Annotated in this window: 18 protein-coding genes; 6 read left to right on the top strand and 12 right to left on the bottom strand. The window is 68.2% G+C overall.

Going from position 1 to position 22,740, the window contains the following annotated elements; all coding sequences use genetic code 11:
• Positions 1–78 precede the first annotated feature (78 nt).
• The gene (gene hrcA, locus ACZYZ5_RS05100; protein ID WP_463899660.1) at positions 79–1,092 is read right to left on the bottom strand and encodes a heat-inducible transcriptional repressor HrcA; all 1,014 of its coding nucleotides are present in this window, start codon (positions 1,090–1,092) and stop codon (positions 79–81) included.
• A gap of 233 nt (positions 1,093–1,325) precedes the next feature.
• Here hrcA and ACZYZ5_RS05095 point away from each other — a divergent pair, with 233 nt between their 5' ends.
• Both ACZYZ5_RS05095 and ACZYZ5_RS05090 read left to right on the top strand, forming a co-directional pair.
• A complete protein-coding gene (locus ACZYZ5_RS05095) occupies positions 1,326–2,186 on the top strand; it encodes a DUF3097 family protein (RefSeq protein WP_463899658.1) in 861 nt (286 codons plus the stop codon).
• 143 nt (positions 2,187–2,329) lie between these two features.
• The gene (locus ACZYZ5_RS05090) at positions 2,330–2,749 is read left to right on the top strand and encodes a DUF4870 domain-containing protein (RefSeq protein ID WP_463899656.1); all 420 of its coding nucleotides are present in this window, start codon (positions 2,330–2,332) and stop codon (positions 2,747–2,749) included.
• 84 nt (positions 2,750–2,833) lie between these two features.
• Here the strand turns inward: ACZYZ5_RS05090 and hemW are convergent, their stop codons facing one another.
• Both hemW and lepA read right to left on the bottom strand, forming a co-directional pair.
• The gene (gene hemW, locus ACZYZ5_RS05085) at positions 2,834–4,072 is read right to left on the bottom strand and encodes a radical SAM family heme chaperone HemW (protein ID WP_463899653.1); all 1,239 of its coding nucleotides are present in this window, start codon (positions 4,070–4,072) and stop codon (positions 2,834–2,836) included.
• A 36-nt stretch (positions 4,073–4,108) separates the two neighbouring features.
• Positions 4,109–5,962: a translation elongation factor 4 gene (gene lepA, locus ACZYZ5_RS05080; RefSeq protein ID WP_463899650.1), complete on the bottom strand. Its 1,854-nt coding sequence runs from the start codon at positions 5,960–5,962 to the stop codon at positions 4,109–4,111.
• 239 nt (positions 5,963–6,201) lie between these two features.
• Here lepA and ACZYZ5_RS05075 point away from each other — a divergent pair, with 239 nt between their 5' ends.
• Both ACZYZ5_RS05075 and rpsT read left to right on the top strand, forming a co-directional pair.
• The gene (locus ACZYZ5_RS05075; protein ID WP_463899647.1) at positions 6,202–6,831 is read left to right on the top strand and encodes a type II toxin-antitoxin system PemK/MazF family toxin; all 630 of its coding nucleotides are present in this window, start codon (positions 6,202–6,204) and stop codon (positions 6,829–6,831) included.
• Between the two features lie 174 nt (positions 6,832–7,005).
• The gene (gene rpsT / locus ACZYZ5_RS05070) at positions 7,006–7,266 is read left to right on the top strand and encodes a 30S ribosomal protein S20 (RefSeq protein WP_018773112.1); all 261 of its coding nucleotides are present in this window, start codon (positions 7,006–7,008) and stop codon (positions 7,264–7,266) included.
• 96 nt (positions 7,267–7,362) lie between these two features.
• Here rpsT and ACZYZ5_RS05065 read toward each other — a convergent pair whose 3' ends face one another.
• From ACZYZ5_RS05065 to ACZYZ5_RS05025, 9 genes are all read right to left on the bottom strand, one after another.
• Positions 7,363–8,412 (bottom strand): hypothetical protein, encoded by a 1,050-nt coding sequence (locus ACZYZ5_RS05065; protein WP_463899645.1) that lies wholly within the window; start codon positions 8,410–8,412, stop codon positions 7,363–7,365.
• A gap of 68 nt (positions 8,413–8,480) precedes the next feature.
• Positions 8,481–9,494, bottom strand: a complete 1,014-nt coding sequence (holA, locus tag ACZYZ5_RS05060) for a DNA polymerase III subunit delta (protein ID WP_463899642.1) — start codon at positions 9,492–9,494, stop codon at positions 8,481–8,483.
• Entirely contained in the window at positions 9,428–11,395 is a 1,968-nt protein-coding gene (locus tag ACZYZ5_RS05055; protein ID WP_463899641.1) for a ComEC/Rec2 family competence protein, read from the bottom strand. Before ACZYZ5_RS05055 ends, holA begins: the two co-directional genes overlap by 67 nt.
• Positions 11,396–11,407: 12 nt before the next feature.
• Positions 11,408–12,322, bottom strand: coding sequence for a ComEA family DNA-binding protein (locus ACZYZ5_RS05050; RefSeq protein ID WP_463899640.1), 915 nt, complete (start codon positions 12,320–12,322; stop codon positions 11,408–11,410).
• Positions 12,323–12,438: 116 nt separating this feature from the next.
• Positions 12,439–13,425, bottom strand: coding sequence for a DegV family protein (locus ACZYZ5_RS05045; protein ID WP_463899638.1), 987 nt, complete (start codon positions 13,423–13,425; stop codon positions 12,439–12,441).
• 84 nt (positions 13,426–13,509) lie between these two features.
• Complete coding sequence (gene leuS / locus ACZYZ5_RS05040; protein ID WP_463899637.1) at positions 13,510–16,041, bottom strand: leucine--tRNA ligase; 2,532 nt, start codon at positions 16,039–16,041, stop codon at positions 13,510–13,512.
• 385 nt (positions 16,042–16,426) lie between these two features.
• The gene (gene glpK, locus ACZYZ5_RS05035) at positions 16,427–17,941 is read right to left on the bottom strand and encodes a glycerol kinase GlpK (RefSeq protein WP_463899635.1); all 1,515 of its coding nucleotides are present in this window, start codon (positions 17,939–17,941) and stop codon (positions 16,427–16,429) included.
• Positions 17,942–17,993: 52 nt separating this feature from the next.
• Complete coding sequence (locus tag ACZYZ5_RS05030) at positions 17,994–18,746, bottom strand: MIP/aquaporin family protein (RefSeq protein WP_463899633.1); 753 nt, start codon at positions 18,744–18,746, stop codon at positions 17,994–17,996.
• Positions 18,747–18,903: 157 nt separating this feature from the next.
• The gene (locus ACZYZ5_RS05025) at positions 18,904–20,715 is read right to left on the bottom strand and encodes a glycerol-3-phosphate dehydrogenase/oxidase (protein ID WP_463899631.1); all 1,812 of its coding nucleotides are present in this window, start codon (positions 20,713–20,715) and stop codon (positions 18,904–18,906) included.
• A 125-nt stretch (positions 20,716–20,840) separates the two neighbouring features.
• Between ACZYZ5_RS05025 and ACZYZ5_RS05020 the strand changes: the two genes are divergently transcribed.
• On the top strand, positions 20,841–21,803 hold the full coding sequence (locus tag ACZYZ5_RS05020; RefSeq protein ID WP_463899630.1) for a sugar-binding transcriptional regulator: 963 nt from the start codon (positions 20,841–20,843) through the stop codon (positions 21,801–21,803).
• Between the two features lie 50 nt (positions 21,804–21,853).
• A complete protein-coding gene (locus ACZYZ5_RS05015; RefSeq protein WP_463899629.1) occupies positions 21,854–22,732 on the top strand; it encodes an aldo/keto reductase in 879 nt (292 codons plus the stop codon).
• Positions 22,733–22,740 lie beyond the last annotated feature (8 nt).

Raw genomic sequence — 22,740 nt, 5'->3', positions numbered from 1 at the left:
TCTGCCGGTGGGGCACTGCCTGTTAGGGGCAAGAAGTCTGGTGACGGCCCGTCGGGCCGGCCGGGTGGACGAGGTTCGTCAGGGGCCGAGAATCCGCGAAAGGTAGCGGGCCACGGCCCGGACGGCGGCCATGGTGGTCGGATAGTCCATCCGGGTGGGGCCTAGCACGCCGACTTTCGCCGTCGAGTCCGGGCCGTAGCCGGTCGCCACCACCGAGGCCTCGGCAAGTCCGTCATACGGGTTTTCCCGGCCGATGCTGACCGTCACGCCCCGCGGGTCCTCGGCCATGTCGCTCAGCAGGCGGAGCATGACCACCTGTTCCTCGAGCGCTTCCAGCACCGGGCCGATGCTGAGCGGGAAGTCGACGTTGGAGCGGGCCAGGTTGGCGGTCCCGGCCATCACCATACGCTCCTCGCGGCTGCTGGTGGCCAGCGCCTCCAGGCCGCGGGCCAGTGCCTGCGCGGCACTGCGCCGCGCGGGCGGGCAGCTGGCAATGACCGAGTGCAGCGTCTGCGGCAGCAGGTTCAGCGGGGTGCCCGAGAGGCTGCCGAGGAATCGAGTGCGCAGTTCGGACAGGACCTCGTCGGAAAGCTCCTGTCCGGCGTCGATGACCCGCTGTTCGACCTTGCCGGTGTCCGCGATCAGCACCGCGAGCACCTTGCGGGGCGCCAGCAGGACGAATTCGATGTGCCGCACCTTGGCGCGGCTGAGGTGGGGGTACTGCACGACGGCGACCTGGTTGGTCAGCTGCGAGAGCAGCCGCACGGTCCGGTCGAGGACGTCGTCGAGGTCGTCGGAGCCCTCCAGCAACGCCTGGATGGCGCGGCGTTCCGCCGGTGAGAGCGGCTTGACCGCCGAAATCTGGTCCACGAAGAGCCGGTAGCCCTTGTCCGTAGGGATCCGCCCAGCGCTCGTGTGCGGCGCCGTGATCAGGCCCTCATCTTCCAAGGCCGCCATGTCATTGCGGATCGTGGCACTGGACACCCCGAGGTGGTGCCGCTCCACGAGGGCTTTGGAGCCGACGGGTTCCCGTGAATGGACATAGTCCTCCACGATGGCGCGCAGCACTTCGAGCTTGCGTGGTTCGCTCACGCTCCACCTCCATTCGACTGTCCCGCATCCGGTGCCGCCGCTCGCCGGCCGCGCCGGACACAGTTCCGGCACAAAAGACCTGATGATTAGCACTCGACATGCCTAAGTGCTAACCAGTCTAATATGAGTCGCCGCATTGTTAGCATTGAATTCGCTCCGGGCGTTCCTCCTGGGGCGGGTGTTTTCGGGCACAGCCCGCCGCAGCAAACCGAGCGTAAAGCAGTGTGTAACCGATGTCGTACCAGAATTGGGGCCCCCAGGACCTGTCCGCGCCCGCCAAGACCCAACTGCCGGAAGTGCCGGTGGAGCGCGGAATGGTGCTCGAGGATGTGCAGTCCGGCTGGGTGGGTGCCGTCACCCGGGTGGAGAAGTCCGGCGGCATGGTCGTGGTGGCGCTCGAAGACCGCCGCGGCAAGTCCCGGTCCTTCCGCCTTGGCTTCGGCTTCCTGCTGGAGGGCCAGCCGATCCGGCTGATGCCGCCGGCGCCCCGGACCGCCGCAGCGGGCGCCGGGGCCGCCGCAGGCACCAGAACCGCCTCCGGCTCCGTCCGGGTGGCCGGCCAGCGCGCGCAGGTGGCCAAAGCGAGCCGGATCTGGGTGGAGGGCAAGCACGACGCCGAGCTCGTCGAACGGGTCTGGGGGGACGATCTCCGGGTGGAGGGCATCGTCGTCGAGCCGTTGCACGGCATTGATGACCTGGCCGGGGCCGTGGGCGCCTTCGGGCCCGGGCCCGGGCGCCGGCTCGGTGTCCTGGTGGACCACCTGGTGCCCGATTCCAAGGAATCCCGGATCGCCGCCGCGGTGATGGCGTCCCCCGGCGCGGCCGGCAACGTCCTGATCGTCGGCCACCCCTATGTCGACGTCTGGCAGGCGATCCGGCCCGCCGTGCTGGGAATCGAGAAGTGGCCGGTGATCCCCCGCGGGGTGGATTGGAAGACCGGCATCCTGATGGCCTTCGGCTGGCCGCACAGCACCAAAGAGGACATCGGCCTGGGCTGGCAAAAGCTCCTCGGCGCGGTCCGGAGCTACGCCGATCTGGAACCCTCCCTGCTGGGCCGGGTGGAGGAGGTCATCGACTTCCTGACCGTCCCCTGAAGCGCCCCGCCGAGCACACCCGCCAGCGGACGGATCGGCGATTCCGCCCCCGAGCAAGTATTCTTGGTAAGGCGGCTACGCTCCCGGCGCAGCCCTGGCACCTCCAGGCAGCAACGCACCACCGCAATCCGAAGGACGACACCGTGGCAGATAACGCACGCGAACACACTGGCAACCAGGCCGGCCATGGCCAGCCCCCGTACCACGGCGTTCCCGCAAATGCGCTGCCGTTGACGGCCAACGAGGACCGGCAGTGGGCCACACTGGCGCACTTCGGCGGCATTCTGGGCTGCGTTCCCTCGCTGCTGATCTACCTGATCTTCAAGGACCGCGGCCCGTTTACGGCTCAGGAGTCCAAGGAAGCCCTCAATTTCACGCTGCCCCCCACGATCGCTGCGGTGGTGTGCAACCTGCTGGTCTTCGTCCCGGTGGTGGGCAACATCTTCGCGGTCCTGGCCACGGTCATCTGGATTGCCGTGACGTGCTTCTCGGTCGCGGCCGGCATCCACGTCAACCGCGGCCAGCCGCACCGCTACGAGTTCAACCTCCGCTGGATCAAGTAGGCCCGGGTCAGGCCCGCCCTGACCGGGAAGTCCGGCCTGACCTTTGCCTCCCGGTGGACCCGTATTAGTCCAGCAGGGCCGGCGTCAGTCCGGCAGGATCCTGCGGACCACGGCGTCGGCGAGCAGTCGGCCCTTGAGCGTCAGGATGAGGCTGCCGCGGAAGGCCGCCACGGGATCCACGAGGCCGTCGGCGATGAGTCCCGCGACCGCGTGCCGCCCGGTGTCACCCAGCCCGCCCAGGCTGGTGATCTCCAGCCCGGAGTTCAGCCGCGCTTCGAGCATGACGCGCTCCACGTTGCGGGTCTCCGAGTCGAGGGTTTCCCGGCCGGCGGCCGGCGAAAGCCCGGACCCTAGACGGTTGGCATAGGCGGTGGGGTGCTTGACGTTCCACCAGCGCACGCCGCCGACGTGTGAGTGCGCGCCCGGGCCGATCCCCCACCAGTCGTCACCCCGCCAGTAGGCAAGGTTGTGGCGGCAGGCCTGCTCCGGCGTGCGGGACCAGTTGCTGACCTCATACCAGGAGAGCCCGCCGGCCGAAATCAATTCGTCTGCGAGTTCGTACTTGGCCGCATGGTCGTCGTCGTCGATTCCCGGCACTTCGCCGCGGCGGATCTGCGCGGCGAGTTTGGTGCCCTCCTCGACGATCAGCGCGTAGGCGCTGATGTGGTCGGGACCGTAGGACAGTGCCGTCTCCAGTGAGTAGCGCCAGTCGGCCAGCGACTCCCCGGGCGTTCCGTAGATCAGGTCGAGGCTGACGGCGAGGCCGGCTTCCCGGGCCCACTGGACCGCTTGCGGCACGCGGCTCGGGGTGTGGGTGCGGTCCAGCACTTTCAGGACGTGCGGCACCGCGGACTGCATGCCGAAGGACACCCGCGTGAAGCCGGCGTCGGCCAGCAGCTGCAGGGAATCGGGGGTGACGGAGTCCGGGTTCGCCTCGGTGGTGACCTCGGCGCCGGGCTCGAGGCCCCAGGCCGCGATGGCGGTGGTGAGGATCCGGGCCAGATCCGCGGCGGGGAGCAGCGTGGGTGTTCCGCCGCCGAAAAAGACCGTGCTGAGCGGGCGCGCCGGCAGGCCGCTGCGCTGCAGGACCGCCGCTGCGAAGTCGACCTCCGCGACGGCGGTGCCGGCGTAGGCGTCCTGGGAGGCGCCGCCGCCGAGCTCCGTGGCGGTGTAGGTGTTGAAGTCGCAGTAGCCGCAGCGCACGGCACAGAACGGGATGTGCACATACAGCCCGAAGGCCCGGCCCGGGGCGCCTTCCAGCGCCTGGGCCGGAAGCAGCCCGTCCGGCGGCGCCGGGTCGCCCAGCGGGAGGGCGCTAGGCACGGTCCGGGCCTGCCTGCATAGTCATCTCTGGCACCGCTACTTCTTGGCCTTGTCCTTGGACTCGTCCGTGGTGAGGGCGGCGATGAAGGCTTCCTGCGGGACCTCCACGCGGCCCACCATCTTCATGCGCTTCTTGCCTTCCTTCTGCTTTTCCAGCAGTTTGCGCTTTCGGGTGATGTCACCGCCGTAGCACTTGGCGAGCACGTCCTTGCGGATGGCGCGGATGCTTTCCCGGGCAATGATGCGGGAACCGATGGCGGCCTGGATGGGCACCTCGAACTGCTGCCGCGGAATGAGTTCGCGCAGCTTGCCGGTCATCATCACGCCGTAGGCGTAGGCCTTGTCACGGTGCGTGATGGCGGAGAAGGCATCCACTTGTTCGCCCTGGAGCATGATGTCGACCTTGACCAGGTCGGCCACCTGCTCGCCGTCGGCCTTCCAGTCCAGCGAGCCGTAGCCGCGGGTCTTGGACTTGAGGATGTCGAAGAAGTCGAAGACGATCTCGGCCAGCGGCAGGCGGTACCGGATTTCCACCCGGTCCTCGGAGAGGTAGTCCATGCCGCCCATGACGCCGCGCCGACTCTGGCACAGCTCCATGATGGCGCCGACAAACTCGTTGGGCGCCAGGATGGTGGCGGCGACCATCGGTTCGCGGACTTCCGCGATTTTTCCGGTGGGGTATTCGCTGGGGTTCGTCACGTGGACGACCTTCTTGTCCTCCAGCGTGACCTCGTATTCCACGTTGGGGGCGGTGGAAATCAGGTCCAGGTTATATTCGCGTTCGAGCCGTTCACGGGTGATTTCCAGGTGCAGCAGGCCCAGGAATCCCACCCGGAAACCGAAGCCCAGCGCGGCTGACGTCTCCGGTTCGTACACCAGGGCTGCGTCGTTGAGCATCAGCTTCTCGAGCGCATCGCGGAGCACCGGGTAGTCCGTGCCGTCCAGCGGATACAGGCCGGAGAAGACCATCGGCTTGGCATCGGCGTAGCCGGGGAGGGATTCGCTCGCCGGCTTGGCCAGGTTGGTGACGGTGTCGCCGACCTTGGACAGACGGACGTCCTTCACGCCGGTGATGAGGTAGCCCACTTCACCGACGCCGAGGCCCTTGGAGGGGGTCGGCTCCGGGGAGCTGACGCCGATCTCGAGGAGCTCGTGAGTGGCGCGGGTGGACATCATCTGGATGCGTTCGCGGGGGTGCAGCATGCCGTCAACCACACGGACGTAGGTGACCACGCCGCGGTAGGTGTCATAGACCGAGTCGAAGATCATGGCGCGGGCCGGGGCGTTGGGGTCACCCTTGGGGGCCGGGAGGTCGCGGACGATCTTGTCGAGCAGGACTTCGACGCCCATGCCGGTCTTGCCGGAGACGCGGAGCACCTCGTCGGGGTCGCCGCCGATCAGGTTGGCAAGTTCCGCCGCGTATTTCTCGGGCTGGGCCGCCGGGAGGTCAATCTTGTTCAGGACCGGGATGATGGTGAGGTTGTTTTCCATCGCCAGGTAGAGGTTGGCGAGGGTCTGGGCCTCAATGCCCTGGGCCGCGTCGACCAGCAGCACGGCGCCTTCGCAGGCCGCGAGCGAGCGGGAAACCTCATAGGTGAAGTCAACGTGTCCGGGAGTGTCGATCATGTTCAGCGCGTAGCTGACGCCGTCGAGCTCCCAGGGCATACGGACTGCCTGTGACTTGATGGTGATGCCGCGTTCGCGCTCTATGTCCATGCGGTCCAGGTACTGGGCCTTCATGTCACGGGACTGGACCACGCCGGTGTACTGGAGCATCCGGTCGGCCAGCGTGGATTTGCCGTGGTCAATGTGCGCAATGATGCAGAAGTTCCGGATGATGTCCGGATCTGTTGCCGCGGGCACCGGGGCGGTGCGGGCCATGGGAGACACGCAGGGTCCTTACTGTTGGCAATACTGTTGGCTTTTGCACAGATCGGCGCGGGGGCTGGTTTCCCGGCCCGCGACGTGCCGCATCTCTGAACCTATAGTCTCCCACGTCCGGGCCCGTGCGGGCGCATCCCCGTCCTCCGTTGCGGCCCGCGGTTTTCGCCGTGATCCTCCCCCCACGGTCCTGCCCGCATGGCGCGACCCCGGACCGGTGCCCTGCCGGCGGCCGGTATTGTTTCCCCATGGCTTGGAACTTACGCTCGATCGGCAATGCAATCCGCAGTACCTTGCGCTTCCTTGAAGGGCGCCCGGGTTCGGCGCCCAGCAGCTCCGGCACGGCCGGGCCGGCCGGCGGGAAGGCCAAACCGGGAACAAGGGGCAAGGCCGGAACGAAGGCGCAGCCGGGACGGCCTGGCACGAAGACCGGCGGGCGCGCGGCGGCCGGCCACGGCGCCGCCGTCGGCCTGACCGGCAGGTATCCCGGTGATTTTCGCGGAACGGCAAAGGTCAGTTACGCCCCCTCCCCCAACGGCCGCCCCGAACCGGGCGAAGTCGTCTGGACGTGGGTGCCGTATGAGGAGGACCACTCGCGGGGCAAGGACCGCCCGGTGCTGCTGGTGGGCACGAACGGCCGCTACCTGCTAGGCCTGATGCTGACCAGCAAGGACCACGACGGCGACCCGCGCCGCGCGGACGACTACGTGGACATCGGCACCGGCCCCTGGGACCGGCAGTGGCGCCCCAGCGAGGCGAAACTGGACCGTATTCTGCAGATCAACCCGCAGGATGTCCGGCGCGAGGGCGCCATCCTCGACGCCGGAAGCTTCAGCGTCATCGCGGCGGCTTTGCAGAGCCGCCACGGCTGGCGCTGACCGGCCGCCAAATCGCCACTCCGCCGGCCTCTCTGCTACTATTGACAGCTGTGTGTCCGTGCAGGTCGACGGCCACAGATGGTTGGTCGCCATAGGTATCCCCACGCCGCTCAGTCAATGGCCAATCTGAAAGCCCTCTAGACCATTTTCCGCATTGAAAAAGAGAGTTCACACGTGGCTAATATCAAGTCCCAGAAGAAGCGCATCCTCACCAACGAGAAGGCTCGTCTGCGTAACAACGCAGTCAAGTCCGAGCTGAAGACGGCCATCCGCGCCGTCAACACCGCCGTTGAGTCCACCGACAAGGATGCTGCGGCTGTTGCACTGCTTTCCGCCAGCCGCAAGCTGGACAAGGCTGTCAGCAAGGGCGTTCTCCACAAGAACAACGCTGCAAACCGCAAGTCGGCCATCTCCAAGAAGGTCAACGCGCTCTAAAGGTTTCCAGTTCACTTGAACTGATGATTGTGGCCGGCACCCTCGGGTGCCGGCCACTTCCAGTTAAGCCGCAGGGTGCGCCGCCCCTTGCCCACGTCACGCCGGTCTGGAGGTGGTGGCCACCCATTCCGGTGGTTGGGAGTCGTCGCCCTCCCACTCGGAGGGTTCCGCACCGGGACGGAGAACGTCGTTGAGCCAGTAGGTCTCGTCCGGATTCCAACCGGCCAGGACTGTGCCGGACCGACCGGCGGGGAGGTAGCGCCCGGCCGTTGTGAGGTACCCGGCGACGGTGAGGTGCACACCGTCGTAGTCAGCGGCGACAGCTGACCAGTCGGGCATGAGCCAGGACCCGTCGGCCCCTGTTGTTCGCCACCAGTCGTGGCGCTTGGCATGACTGACGTCCAGGGGGTAGCGGGCCACGAGGCCCGTCCACGCCGTTGGCTCGGATATTTCATAAATGCGAGACCCTGGGGCCGGCGCGAGCGGCCAGACCAAGGCGTGCTTCCAGCCCATGCTGTCTTCGACCAGCATCAGTTTTGTGGCCCCCAACCCGGTGATGCTCCTGGTAGTGGTCACCAGGTCAGACAGGGCCGGCGTGGACCACCACCGTCCGCTCCAGGGAGCTGCGGGGTCCCGCGGGCGTTCCGCTGCTTGACGTTGGTCGGCGATGGTCGAGGCCTTCCAGCGAGCGAGCTTTTCGGCGGCATCAGTGAGGCTTGGAGATTGCAGCCTGTGTTCATCGGTCCACTGCACGAAACATTGCCGGTCCAGGGCCGCCGGGCCGGGGTGCCACCAGGCCGTCAGGGAACCTGCCAGCGAACGGGCGACAGGGTTGAGGGCCGCCACGACGGGCGGCTTCTTTAGCAACTCGTCGGTCTCGTCGGGTTCCTGCCAGTATCGGGCGGAGTTAACTGCTTCCACGAGCCCGGCCAGCAGCCCGGAAGGTCCGGCTGATTCCGCCGCCGCCAGTACGTCAGGGCTCCGGAGGGCGCGGGCCAGTTCGTCAGTAAGCGACTGATTTACCGGATCCATGGCAGCGCGAAGGGCCAGGGTCCATAGCCCGGGGAGGGCAGTCGTGAGGACGGCCAGGCAGAACCGCCGTCCGCGCGGACCCTGCAGCAACTCCCCAGCCTCGCCGTCCCCCATGCCCAGAGCCTACAACTTCGGCCAAGCCCCTGGTGCCGGGACTATCCCGGCGGAACGGGCGGATCTGCTCAGCGGCGCACGGACGTCGCAATCACCGTCACGGCGTGTTCCACGGCGTAGACCGGGTCCCGGGCCAGGCCCTTGACCTGGGCGTCGGCCTCGGCGGTCACCTGGATGGACCGGACGAGGCCTTCGGGAGTCCACCGCCGGACTTCCCGCTGTGCCTGCTCCACAAGCCAGGGTTGCATGCCCAGCTGCTTGGCAATCTGGGCCGAGGATCCCTGGGCACCCGCCACCTTGGCGAGGGAACGGAGCTTCGAGGCCAGCGCGGCCACCAGCGGTACCGGGTCTGCGCCGGTGGCGAGGGCGTGGCGCAGGGTGGAGAGGGCCAGCGGGGCGTTCCCGGCCATCGCGGCATCGGCGACCTTGAAGGCGGTGGCTTCCACCCGGCCGCCGTAGTACCGGTCCACCATGGCGGCATCCACTCCGGTGGCGGCGTCGGCGATCAATTGGCTGCAGGCGGCGGCCAGCTCGGCCAGGCTGGCGCCTACCGCGTTGACCAGCGCGTGCACGGCGTCGGGATCGATGCGCCGTGACGCTGCCCTGAACTCGGACGTCACGAAGGCGACCTTGTCGGCGTCCTTCTTCAGGGGTTGGCAGTCCACCACCGGCCACCCGCCGGCCTTGACGGCGTCCAGGAGCTTCTTGCCGCGCACGCCGCCGCTATGGCGAAGGACCAGCACGGCGTCGGGCTCGGGGCGGGCGAGGTACTTCAGCCCGTCGGCCAGGAAGGCATCGTTCATGCCCTCCAGGCCCTCCACCTCGATCAGCTTCTGCTCGCCGAAGAGGGACGGGCTGACGTTCATGGCGAGGGAACCTGGCTCGTAGTTGCTGGCATTGAGCCGGGTGACCTCAACGTCCGGGGCTACGGCGCGGACCTGCGCACGGATGCGGTCCATGGCGCGGGACCCCAGATAGTCTTCCGGTCCGCCGACCAGTACGACGGCGGCCGGGGTCACGTCGCGCCAGGTGGCGGTGTTCGAGGCGGCGGACCGTGCGCGTGGGGTCTGGGCAGCAGCCACTGAGGTTTCCTCCCGGAAAATTGTTTGCAGACTCTAAGCCTGCCACGGCCCGGGCGGTGCAACAAGCCGGGCCGGGACCTTCCCGGCGGTGCCCGCAGGCGGTCGCTGCGGGGCGGGAACCGGGTGAGCAGGGCCATTGTCCGCACATGCGCCGCCCGGGCCAGCGCGACGGAGCGAGCGGGGTGGAAGGGCACCCACCAGGCAGCGAGGGTGCAGGCGGAGAACAGTGTCATCGTGGCGGCACCGAACGCTCCTTCCGGCCACGGGAGGACCGCGCCGGGCAGCCCGGAGAAGAATCGGGCGATTGCTCCGACCGCGGTGGCGAAAGCCGCAGCGATGCCCAACGGCGCGGCGGCCAGGGCCGGGGCCAGCGGCACCAGCGGCACTGCCGCGGTCCCCAGCAGCGTAACCGGTGCGACGAGGACGGCGGCGGCCATGTTGGCGGGCAGGGCATAGGTGGAAAACTGCGGCTGCAGGAGGACGATCGCCGGTCCGCAGAAGGCCTGAGCGGACAGCGGAACAGCCAATCCTGCGGCGAGCCAGCGCGGTACCGCAGCCGGGAACCAGGCCATGATCGGCCTGCCCGTCACCACGATGCCGAGCGTCGCAAGGACGGAGAGCAGGAATCCGAAGCTGGTGGAGAGCCCCGGCTCGGCCAGCACAAGCCCGACGACGGCGAGGCACAGGAAGCTCAAGCCCCGCCCGGGCCGGCCACCGGCCACGGCAACGAGCCCGATTGCGCCCATCACGGCGGCCCGCAGGACACTGGAATCCGGGCCGACCATGAGGACAAACAGGCCCAGCCCCGCGAGGCAGACGACCGCTGCGAACGCCCGGTTGAACCGCAGGCTGCGGGCGGCCAGCAGGAGGGCGCCCAGGATGAGGCTGCAGTTGGCGCCGCTCACGGCCGTCAGGTGGGTCATTCCAACGGACTTCATGGCCGCGTCCAGCTCAGCATCCAAAGGGCTGGTATCACCGGTGACCATGCCCGGCAGGAGTCCCCGGGCATCACCGTCGAAGTTCCCGGCTGCCGCGGTGAAACGACCGCGGACTTCGGCCGGACCCCGCTGCCAGGTCGCGGCCGCCTCGAGCGTCAGCGGGGCGGAACTGGCCGAGAGGACCGCCGCTTCCGGCTGCCCGGGCCCGGGCGGCCTGAGCTTGCCGGTGGTGCGGATCCGCTGACCCGGGACTGCATGTTCCCAGTCGGCGCCGCCCAGGACCAGCAGCCTGGCCTGCGCCTGCACCCGGTGCGAGTCGAAGGTCATGCCGATCAGGGCGGCCGGGACCGCCCACCGGTCCGCGAGTCCGGAACGCCCCGGCGTCCTGAGCTGCCGGGGCGACCCCGCTATCTCCACTTCCACCGCCACGGCGGCGTTCGCGGCCGCTGCGGCGGCCACAGCCCCTTCGTGCCGCCGGGAGGAGTCGGCGGCGCCGTGCCCGCCCGCTGCGGCGGCGAGCAGCAGGGCTATGGCCATCGTCGCGTGGAAGCTCCGGCGTGCCGGTGCGCCGGGCCGGCGTGCCCCGGAGGTGGATACGGCCCTCAGCAGCAACAGTCCCGAGCCCGCCAGGAGGGTCAGGCAGAGGGCCGCCAGCGCCGCAGGGTGCAGGTGGTGTCCCGCAGCGGCCGCGGCCCAGACCAGCGCCGCCGCGGGGACCAGGCGTACATCGGTCCTTGGGAGGGTGTCCTCCCGGGCCGGGCGGGCGCGCCCGCGGACTGCGAATGACATCAGCCGGCCACGGATCCCCAGGCCGCGGCGGCGCTGCGAGAGGCCCTGCGCCAGCCCCGCCGGGGCGTTCGCGTGCCCGGCCGGAACCTGCGCGGGCTCCGGAGCCTGGTGGTTCCCGGATGTCCGGCCGACCGCCGCATCAACGTACCGCTGCCAGCGACTCGTTCGTTCCATGTCAGGCTCCCGTCACACCCGGACCAGGGGCAGCAGGCCCTCGAGCAGTTTGGGTCCGAACCCGTCCACGGCATCCAGTTCCTGAACCCGCTGGAAGTTACCGTGCAGCTTGCGCCAATCCACAATCCGTTGCGCCAGCACCGGGCCCACTCGCGGGAGGGTGGCCAGTTCCTCGGCGCCGGCCGTGTTCAAGTTGATCTTTCCCGCTGCGGGAGCGGAGCCGCTGCCCGGGCTTCCCCGGGCAGCGGCGTCACTCGCGTCACTCGCCGGGGCGGACGCGTCCGGCACGGTTTCACCGTGCAGCGGCACCAGGACCTTCTGCCCGTCCTCGAGGACAGCCGCGAGATTGAGCTGGTCCGGGTCAGCGCCAGGGGCGCCGCCTCCGGCCGCTGCGATGGCCTCGTGCAGGCGGCTGCCCCGCGGCAGCTCCACAATGCCGGCCCGGACAACCGCGCCGGCCACATGTACGGTGATGCTGTCGCCGGTGTCGCCCTCGCCCTCGCCCTCCACCTCGCCCTCGCCCTCGCCCTCGCCCGGGGAATTGTCCGGGGCGGCTGATGGTCCTGTTTCAGGATCCGGGTCATCCTGTCCGCCGGCTTCCGTTGGGTTGATGGAACTCAGCGGGCTGACCTCTGCTGTGGCGTTCGCCGCCTGCCACCAGAACCAGCAGAGGAACGCCGTGGCCAGCAAGCACAGCAACGCTGCGGCCCGGCGCCCGGTGCGCCACCTGATGCGGGGGCCGCGGACCGGCGAATCGTCAGGGCCGGGTTCATGCTGTCCCCCGGACCGTGACGCGAAGGGCGGCCCGTCGAGCAGGCCCGACCCCGGGCCTATACGAACAGCGCCCGGACCAACGGCGGCCGCCAGTCTGTGGTCGGCGCGGCCCGGTTCGGCGCCGGGCGGGTCTCCGGAATTGTGGCGCGGCATGCGCCCATCGTACGAAGCTCCGGGCACGCGGTTCAGGAGCAGCGGTTCTTATGTGGATACTGTGGGACCGCCGGGCCGGGCCCACCGGGTCTTATGTGGATACCAAGCCACGAGGACTACGGCGCGGCGGGGATGTCCTGGATGGCCGGGGTGTTGCTCTCCCCCACGATTACTGCCAGCACGCCGAGTCCGGCATGGGCCGCCAGCACGGCCGGAAGGGCACTGATCTGAACGGGAGCACAGCCGGAGACGGCTTCGGCCAGCTGCTCCGCGAGCTGTTCTGCCTCGGCCGGGTTGCCGAAATGGTGGACGGCAAGCCGGGCCTGCCCCGGGGGCCGGCCGGCGGCGTCGGCCACAACGATCTCCTTGAGCCGCGCGACGGCCTTCGCCGCCGACCGCACCTTCTCCAGCGGAACGACTTTGCCGTCCTCCACCGCGAGGATGGGCTTGATCGAGAACATGGTCCCCCAGAGCGACGCCGCGGCGCCGATCCGTCCCCCGCGGCGCAGCTGTTCCAGGCTCGGCACGTAGAAGTACACCTTGGTACGGGCCAGTTCATGCTCGGCGAACGCGCGGACGTTCGCCGCTGCCGCACCGTCCGCCGCCGCGGCGACGGCGCCCTGCACACCCATCCCCTGCGCCATGCCGACGGTGCGCGAGTCCAGGACCTCCACCGGGATGTCCACACGGGCGGCAGCGAGCCGGGCGGAGTCCACCGTTCCGGAGAGCTCCCCGGAAATATGGAGCGACACGACGGACTCGAAGCCACGGCGCTGGGCCGCCAGGTATGCCTGTTCGAACTGTCCGGGTGAAGGTCGCGAGGTCTTGACAGGGCTGCCGCTGGCAAGGGCCAGGGCAATCGTCTCGGCGATGTCGTCCTCGCCCTCGCCGTAGATTTCCGCCCCCACCATCACCGGCATCGGGACGACCGTCAGCCGCCCGTCGGCGGAGACGGCCTGGACCCAGTCCGCCGGCAGCGCCGCGGCGGAGTCCGTGACAACGGCCGTCCGCACGACGGCGGCGGGGCCTTCCGCGGACGGTTTGGCCTGCCGGAGCCCGCTGAGGCGCTCCTTCAGCCACCCTGCGGGGTCGCGGTGGGGCACGAAGGACCTCCTGCTGTCTGCACTTTGCTGAACGGACTCGCGGTACCGGCCGGCCGCCGGTGTGTACCGGCGGCCGGCTCCCGGTTAGGCCGGGACGATGTTGACCAGTTTCGGCGCCCGGACAATCACCGTGCGGATCCCGCGGCCGTCGAGGGCGCGCTGGACGTTTTCCGAGGCCAGGGCCAGTTCCCGCAGGTCGTCCTCGCTGATCTCCGGCGAGACTTCGAGCCGGTCCCGGACCTTGCCCTGGACCTGGACGACGGCGGTGACCGTGTCCTGCACCAGGAGGGCCGCGTCGTGCGTCGGCCAGCCGGCGTTGGCCACCGAGGCGGGATGTCCCAGCACGTTCCAGAGGTCCTCGGCCGTGTACGGCGCGAACAGGCTCAGGATGACCGCCACGGTCTCGACGGCTTCACGGACCGCCGGATCGGCGCCGCCCGCGCCGCTGGCCGCGTCAATAGTCTTGCGGGTCGCGTTGACCAGTTCCATGAGCTTGGCCACGACCACGTTGAACTTGTTGTGGTCCAGCAGGGCTGCCGCGTCCGCGATCGTGCGGTGTGTGACGGCGCGCAGGGCCCGGTCGCCGGTGGCGTAGTCGACGCCGGGCGCGCTCGTGACGTCCTGGCCCAGGCGCCAGGCGCGGGCCAGGAACTTCGCGGAGCCCGACGGCGAAACGTCGGCCCAGTCGACGTCGTCCTCCGGCGGGGAGGCGAAGATCATGGTGAGCCGGACGGCGTCCACGCCGTACTTGTCCAGCTGCTCGCTCAGGTCCACCCCGTTGCCCAGGGACTTGCTCATCGCCTTGCCGCCGTTGAGCACCTGGCCCTGGTTCAGCAGCGCACTGAAAGGCTCGTCGGCGTCGATCAAGCCCAGGTCGTGGATGACCTTGGTGAAGAACCGCGCGTAGAGCAGGTGCAGGATGGCGTGCTCGACGCCGCCCACGTACTGGCCGACCGGCATCCAGTCATTGATTTTCTCCGGATCGAAGGGGCCGTCCGTGTACTGCGGCGAGACGAAGCGCAGGAAGTACCAGGAGGAATCCACGAAAGTGTCCATGGTGTCCGTGTCGCGCTTGGCCGGGCCGTGGCAGCTGGGGCACTCGACGTTGACCCAGCTTTCGACGGAGGCCAGCGGCGACGTGCCCTTCGGGGACAGGTCCTCGCCGCGCAGGTCGGCCGGCAGGGTGACGGGAAGCTGCTCATCCGGGACCGGGACCTCGCCGCAGGCGGGGCAGTGGATGATCGGGATCGGGGTGCCCCAGAAGCGCTGCCGGCTGAGCAGCCAGTCGCGCAGGCGGAAGTTCACGAATTTCTTGCCCGTGCCCTGCTGCTGCAGGATCTCGATGGCGGCCGGGATGGCCTCTGCCTTGGGCAGGCCGTCCAGGGCGCCGGAGTTGATCAGGGTTCCCTCGCCGGAGGTGGCGGTGCCGCTGACGGCGGGATCCTCCTCGCCGGTGTCGAGCACCGCCCGCACGGGCAGGTCGAAGGTCCGGGCGAAGTCGAGGTCGCGCTGGTCGTGGGCCGGAACGGCCATGATGGCGCCGGTGCCGTAGTCCGCCAGCACGTAGTCGGCCGCCCAGACGGGCAGCTTCTCGCCGTTGAGCGGGTTGACGGCGTACCGGCCGGTGAAGACACCGGTCTTTTCCCGCTCGGTGGACTGGCGTTCGATCTCGGAGAGCGCCTTGACCTGTTCGCGGTACGCGTCCAGGGCGGCGGCGTGTTCCTCGGTGACCAGCTCGACGGCGATCGGCGCGTCCGCGGCGACGACGAAGAACGTCGCGCCGTACAGGGTGTCGGGGCGGGTGGTGAACACCGTGACGTCCTTGGCGGGCCGGCCGCCGTCGGCTTCGATCACGAAGTTAACATGCGCGCCCTCGGACCGTCCGATCCAGTTCTTCTGCATGGCCAGGACGCGTTCGGGCCAGTGGCCGCGCAGTTCGTCCATGTCATCGAGCAGCCGGTCGGCGTAGTCCGTGATCTTGAAGTACCACTGGTTCAGTGACTTCTTGGTGACCGGGGTGCCGCAGCGCTCACAGGCACCGTTGACCACCTGTTCGTTGGCCAGCACGGTCTGGTCCGTGGGGCACCAGTTGACCGGGGAATTCTTGCGGTAGGCAAGACCGCGCTCGTGGAAGCGCTTGAAGAGCCACTGCGTCCAGCGGTAGTACTCCGGGTCGGAAGTGTGGATCCGGCGGGACCAGTCGGCGGAAATTGCGTAGCGCTTGAACGACGCAGCCTGGGTCTCGATGTTGGCGTAGGTCCACTCGCTCGGGTGGGCGTTGCGCTTGATGGCCGCGTTCTCGGCAGGCAGCCCGAAGGAATCCCAGCCGATCGGGTGCAGCACGTCGTAGCCCTGCTGGCGCAGGTAACGCGCGACGACGTCGCCCATGGCGAACGCCTCGGCGTGGCCCATGTGGAGATCTCCGGAGGGGTACGGGAACATGTCCAGCACGTACCGCCGTTCCTTCGAACCGTCGTCGACGGGAGTGAAGACCTTGAGGTCTTCCCAGACCTGCGGCCATTTGGCTTCCATGGACGCGAAGCTGTAGACACCCTCTTCGGGGGTCGCCGCGGCGACTGCTGGTGTTCCGGTCTCTGTCTCCGGCTGAACGCTCACTGCTGGCCTCTTCTGTTCTGTCAAGCCTTTATGTTCCGTCAGGTCTTGTACCGTCAAGTCTTCTACCATCAAATCTCGAGCGAAGTCCGAATCCGGCCCCGCCCGCTCCCCTGCCGCCCGCCCAAACGGGTCCAGACACACAAAAGCCCCTCGACACGGAGGGGCTGCCGCTCGGCAATCCGAGTTCTCGTCGGGATGCCGGGCGGCTAGCCAAGCAGAAGGATCGCACGCATAGCTCTACTTTAGCGCCTCCGGCCGGTTCGCGGGGAAACAGCGGCGCCGCGGGCAGGCGGGCGGAACGCCGGCCAACGTGGCAGACAGGCAGAGCCCCGGCCAGCGTGGCTGGCCGGGGCTCCGTCGTGCCCCTGAGAGGCCGTGGAATCAGCTACTTGACGTCGTCGTCTACCCAGTCCATGGACTTGGTGACGGCCTTCTTCCAGAGCCGCATCTGGCGCTCGCGCTCCGACTGGTCCATCTTCGGCACCCAGCGCTTGTCCTCGGACCAGTTGGCCGAACATTCGCCGAGGTCCTTCCAGAAGCCGACGGCCAGGCCGGCGGCGTAGGCGGCGCCCAGTGCCGTGGTCTCCACGACCTTGGGCCGGATCACCGGAACGCCGAGGATGTCCGCCTGGAACTGCATCAGCGCATCGTTGGCGACCATGCCGCCGTCGACCTTCAGCTCCGTCAGCGGCACCCCCGAGTCCGCGTTGACGGCGTCGAGCACCTCGCGGGTCTGGAAGGCGGTGGCTTCCAGCGCCGCCCGGGCAATGTGGTTCTTGTTCACGAAGCGGGTCAGCCCGACAATCGCGCCGCGGGCGTCGGACCGCCAGTACGGGGCGAACAGGCCGGAGAAGGCGGGCACGATGTACACGCCGCCGTTGTCCTCCACCGAGGCCGCCAGCGTCTCCACTTCGGGGGCGCTGCTGATCATGCCGAGGTTGTCGCGCAGCCACTGCACCAGCGAACCGGTGACTGCGATGGAACCTTCCAGCGCATAGTGCGGTGCGGCGTCGCCGAGCTTGTAGCCGACCGTTGTCAGCAGCCCGTTCTTGGAGTGGACGATTTCCTCACCGGTGTTGAAGATGAGGAAGCAGCCCGTGCCGTAGGTGTTCTTGGCTTCACCGGTGTCGAAGGCGGCCTGGCCGAACGTCGCGGCCTGCTGGTCGCCCAGGATGCCGGCGACCGGGACCTCGCGCAGCAGCTGGGAGGTGTGCACCGTGCCGTAGACCTCGGAGGAGGACTTGATGGCCGGCATCATGGAAGCCGGAACGCCGAAAGCGTCCAGGATCTCCTGGTCCCAGGACAGCGTCTCCAGGTCCATGAACATGGTCCTGGAGGCGTTCGTCACGTCCGTGACGTGGACGCCGCCGTCGATCCCGCCGGTGAGGTTCCAGAGCACCCAGCAGTCGGTGTTGCCGAACACCAGGTCCCCGGCCTCGGCCTTGGCGCGGGCACCCTCGACGTTGTCCAGGATCCACTTGATCTTGGTGCCGGAGAAGTACGTCGCCAGCGGCAGGCCGACCTTCTGCTTGAACCGCTCCGGTCCGCCGTCCTTGGCCAGCTCGTCCACGATCGGCTGGGTGCGGGTGTCCTGCCAGACGATCGCGTTGTAGATGGCCTTGCCGGTGGTCTTGTCCCAGACGACCGCGGTTTCACGCTGGTTGGTGATGCCGACGGCGGCGATGTCGTGGCGGGTCAGGTTTGCCTTCGACAACGCGGAGGCGATGACCTCGCGGGTGTTGTTCCAGATCTCGGCGGGGTCGTGCTCCACCCAGCCTGCCTGCGGAAAGATCTGTTCGTGTTCCATCTGCCCCGACGAAACGATGTTGCCGCTGTGATCGAACACGATGGCGCGGCTGCTGGTGGTGCCCTGGTCGATGGCGATTACGTACTGGTTCATGTTGACGTCCTTGTCTTGGGCTGGCGGTTGAAGGAGTGCGTAGCGGGGTGGGTTAGGCGGCTGCGGTGGCGATGATCGGCACGACGGCTGCGACGAGGCCGGCGAGGCCTCCGCCGACCAGCGGTCCGACGACGGGGATCCAGGAGTAGCTCCAGTCCGAGGATCCCTTGCCCTTCATGGGCAGCAGGGCATGGGCGACGCGGGGGCCAAGGTCACGGGCCGGGTTGATGGCGTAGCCGGTGGGGCCACCGAGGGAGACGCCGATACCGACAACGAGGAGGGCCACTGCGAACGGGCCAAGCCCCGAAGGCGTCCCGCCGAAGGTCAGGATGACGAAGACGAGGACAAAGGTGCCGATGATCTCCGTGATCAGGTTCCACGGGACGGAGCGGATGGCCGGACCGGTCGAGAACACTGCCAGCTGGCTGGCGGGCTCCGACTCCGAAGCGTCGAAGTGCTGCTTGTAGGCCAGCCACATGACCACGGCACCGAGGAAGGCGCCGAGCAGTTCACCGCCGAAGTAGGTGAAGGTGGAGGCGACGTCCACCGGGACGCCCGGCGCGTACTCCGTCTTACCGTTGACCAGCAGGCCGAAGGTCACTGCGGGATTCAGGTGGGCCCCGGACATGGCGGCAACGTAAACGCCGGAGAAGACGGCGATGCCCCATCCCCAGGTGACCATCAGGAACCCGCCGTTGTTGCCCTTGGTGCCTTTGAGTGCAACGTTTGCCACAACGCCGCAGCCCAGCAGGGTCAGCATTGCGGTACCGAATACTTCGGACAGGAAAACTATTCCAAGAGACATCTTTGACTCCTCTATTTTCTGTTGTCAGCCCCTCGCGAGTTTGAAGGGCTGTTGGGCCGGCAACGTGTTGGCGCCGCCGGCCGGCCACTGCGCCGGTCCCCCAGAGGACCACGCAGTCCTTGCGCCCGGACGTCCCCCGTCCGGTCGCCGAGGTCTATCAGGAGACCAGGCTGTGGACCTGGACGCCGTGGAACCGCTTGAGCACCTCCTGAGCGTGGGTGATCTCGGACGAGCGCGTCGCCGTGTCCCAGCCCAACGGGCCGGAGAGGATGTCGGCAACCTCGTTCAGCAGCTCGCCGGTCACCAGCCCCCGGAAGGCGAGGGAGGTGCGGCGGATCAGCACGTCGATCAGGTGCCCGACCTGCTCGTTCCGGGCCATGAATTCCAGTTCGCGGACGCTGAGTTCGCGGGTCGAGTGCAGCAGCCGGTCTTTGGCGGTCCCCGGGGTGCCGTCGAGGAAGCCGATGACTTCCTCGGCGCGGGTGCCGTAGCGGGTCAGCAGTCCGGCCGTGCGGTCCGCGTCGCGTCCGGCTGCCATGTGCGCCTTGATCCAGCGCTGCACCCCGTCTTCGCTGTCCGGGAAGCCGGCGCCACCGCCGATGGCGAGTTTCGCCGTCGAGACCTTCCGCTCCATCCCGAGTTCGGCGAGGACGTCGTTGCTCAGGTGTTCGGCGAGGGCCCGGAAGGTGGTCCACTTGCCGCCCACGAGGCTGAGCACGACGGCGCCGCCGTGCTGTCCTGCTCTGGCGCCCGTGGTGGCGCCGGGGCGGCGTTCGATCCGGTAGTCGCGGCTGACGAAGCCGGGCTGGGTGGCGTCGTGCTTGGGCAGCGGACGGACACCGGAGAAGGTGTAGACGATCTGCTCGCGGTCAACGGAAATGTCCGGGAAGACGTGGCCGATCAGGTCGAAGAAGTAGTCGATCTCCGCCTCGGTGCACACGGCGTCCGCAGCCATGTCGGCGTCGACATCGGTGGTGCCCACCAGGACCCGGTCCCCCATCGGGTAGATCAGCACAATCCGGCCGTCGGTGTGTTCGAAGAAGATCTCGCGGCCGTTGCAGGCCGCCAGCAGCTCCGGGTGGTCCAGCACGATGTGCGACCCCTTGGTGCCGCCCATGAACGCCGACGCCTCTCCCATCGCCTGGTTGGTCTGGTCGACCCAGGCGCCGGTGGTGTTGACGATGACGTCCGCGGAGAAGGCGAACAGTTCACCGGTGAGCTCGTCGCGGAGTTCCACGGTGCTTCCGGGACGCCCGGTTCCTTCGCTGTCCCGGACGGAGACGAGCGAGAGGTAGTTGCTGGCGCGGGCGTCACTGGCACCCGCAGCGCCGGCCTTCTCGCCGTCCTGGAGCACGTCCAGGGTCAGGCGCTCCGGGTTGTGGACGGAGGCGTCGAAATACGTGGCGGCGTACTTGATGCCCGGATGCAGGCGCGGCAGTTCCGCCAGGGCCCGCTTGCGGCCGCGGAACTGGTGGCGGGGGACGGTGCCGCCGTCACGGGAGAAGAAATCGTACAGGCTCAGGCCGAGCTTGATCAGGAACGCCCCGCGTTCCTTGGGGGCGCCCTGCTGCTTGTGGGTCAGGAAACGCAGCGGAGCGGAGAGGATGCCGGAGAAGGTGCTGAAGATGGGGATAGTGGTCTGCAGCGGCTTGACGTAGTGCGGGGCGATGCGCAGCAGCCGGTTCCGTTCCACCACCGACTCCTGGACGAGGCGGAACTCGCCGTTCTCAAGGTAGCGGATGCCGCCATGGATCATATGCGAGGAGGCGCCGCTGGCCCCCTGGCAGTAGTCACCGCGCTCCACGAGGGCCACATCAACCCCCTGCAGGGCCAGGTCCCGGAACGTGCCCACTCCGTTGATGCCACCGCCGATGATCAGCACCTGAGCGTGGGGCCGCGTCCGCAGCTTCTGCACCGATGCTCGCTCGCCGGCCGACGCCTGGTTGCGGGCTGAATCCTTCTGTCCCAAGAACTGCTCCTTTGGGTTTAGTCCTGTGCGGCGCGCCACGTGGCGCGGCGCCGTTCAACACTATTCTTTGGACTAATGGAAAATGGAGTCAAGCACTATGCACAAACGTGCAGAACGGAAATGGGATGACGCCCTCACGCAGCTCCGACGCCCTTCGCGCGGCCCAGTTGTATTACCTGCAGGACCTGACAATGGACGCGATTGCCCGCGAACTCCGCACGTCGCGGTCCACCGTGTCCCGACTGCTTTCCTCGGCCCGGGAATCGGGCCTGGTGCAGATCCAGATCCGCAGTCCGCTGGACACGGGCCCCGAACTGGCAAGCATGATCCGCGCCGAATACAAGGTCGATGTGCACGTCGTTCCGGTGGTGGACACGCTAAATGAGGCGGAAACACTGGACCGCGTGGCGATGCAGGCCGCGCGCACCATCGGCCCGCTGGTCGACTCCAATGCGATCATCGGCGTCGCGTGGGGGTCCACCCTGAGCGCCGTCAGCCGGCACCTGACCCGGAAGATCACCCACGACAGTGTGATCGTCCAGCTCAACGGGGCAGGCAACATGCAAACCACGGGCATCACCTATGCCTCCGACATCATGCGGCGCTTTGGCAGCGCCTACGGGGCACGGGTGGAACAGTTCCCGGTCCCGGCGTTCTTCGACCACGCGGCGACGAAACGGGCCATGTGGAATGAGCGCAGTGTGCAACGGGTCCTTGAACTGCAGGCCCGCATGAGTATCGCCATATTCGGCGTCGGTTCGGTCGACGCCGACTACCCCAGTCACGTCTACGCGGGCGGCTACCTCGATGAAGACGACCTGGCGGTCCTGGCCTCCTCCGACGTCGTGGGCGATGTGGCCACCGTGTTCTTCCGCGCCGATGGCTCCTCGGACGGCATCACCCTCAACGAACGCTCCACCGGCCCGGACCTGGCGCAGCTGCGCCAGGTCCGCCGTCGGATCTGTGTGGTGTCGGGCGCCTCCAAGATCAACGGCCTGCGCGGTGCCCTTGCCGCGGGTCTGGCCACTGACCTGATTCTCGACGAGGCCAGCGCCCGGCGGCTGGTCAGCTTTGACGGCTGGTCCTGAACCGGCCCGCCGTGGGCGGCCCCGGCGGCGGAGTCGGTAAAGTCGATGCTATGAAACCCTCGCCGCGCCTCAGCCTCAACAACGGAGTACTGATCGACCAGTTGGGGTTCGGACTCTACAAGGTGCCCCCCGCGGCCGCCGCCGGGCTCGTGACCATGGCGCTGGAGGCCGGCTACCGGCATTTCGACACCGCCGCCATGTACGGCAACGAGACGCGCGTTGGCCGGGGCATTGGCTCGCTGTCGAGTTTCGTGAGCCCCGACGACGCCCGGGGCGGTTCCGGCGAGTCCTCCCCCTCGCTCTCGCGCGAGGACCTGTTTGTCACCACCAAGCTCTGGAACGACGACCAGGGCTACGACGCCACCCTGCGCGCCTTCGACACGTCCATGTCGAACCTCGGACTGGAATATGTGGATCTGTACCTGATCCACTGGCCCTGTCCACAGCGCGGGCTGTACCCCGAGAGCTACCGCGCCATGGAGACGCTGTACCGGGAAGGCCGGGCGCGGGCTATCGGGGTGTCGAATTTCCAGCCGGCCCACCTGGACCGTCTGCTGCAGACCGCGGAAGTCGTCCCGGCCGTCAACCAGATCGAACTGCACCCCTGGCTCCAGCAGGAGCAGCTGCGCACCCTGCACGGCGAGCTCGGCATCACCACCGAGGCGTGGAGCCCGTTGGGCCGCGGCCAGATCCTGCAGGATCCGGTGGTGCTGGACCTCGCCGCAGCGCATGGCAAGTCCCCGGCGCAGATCATCCTCCGCTGGCATGTCCAGCTCGGCAATGTCACCATCCCCAAGGCGAGCTCTTACGCCCGGATCAAAGAAAACCTGAACGTCTTCGGCTTCAGCCTCGACGACGCCGCCATGGACGCCCTGGCCGGTCTGGAACGTGGCTTCCGCACCGGCTCCCACCCGGACTCAGTCAACTAGGACTTATC

It is taken from the genome of Pseudarthrobacter ribosi (genome assembly GCF_055412865.1).
Note: the sequence above shows the minus strand (reverse complement) of the source record. Positions and strands in the feature narration are given on the sequence as shown.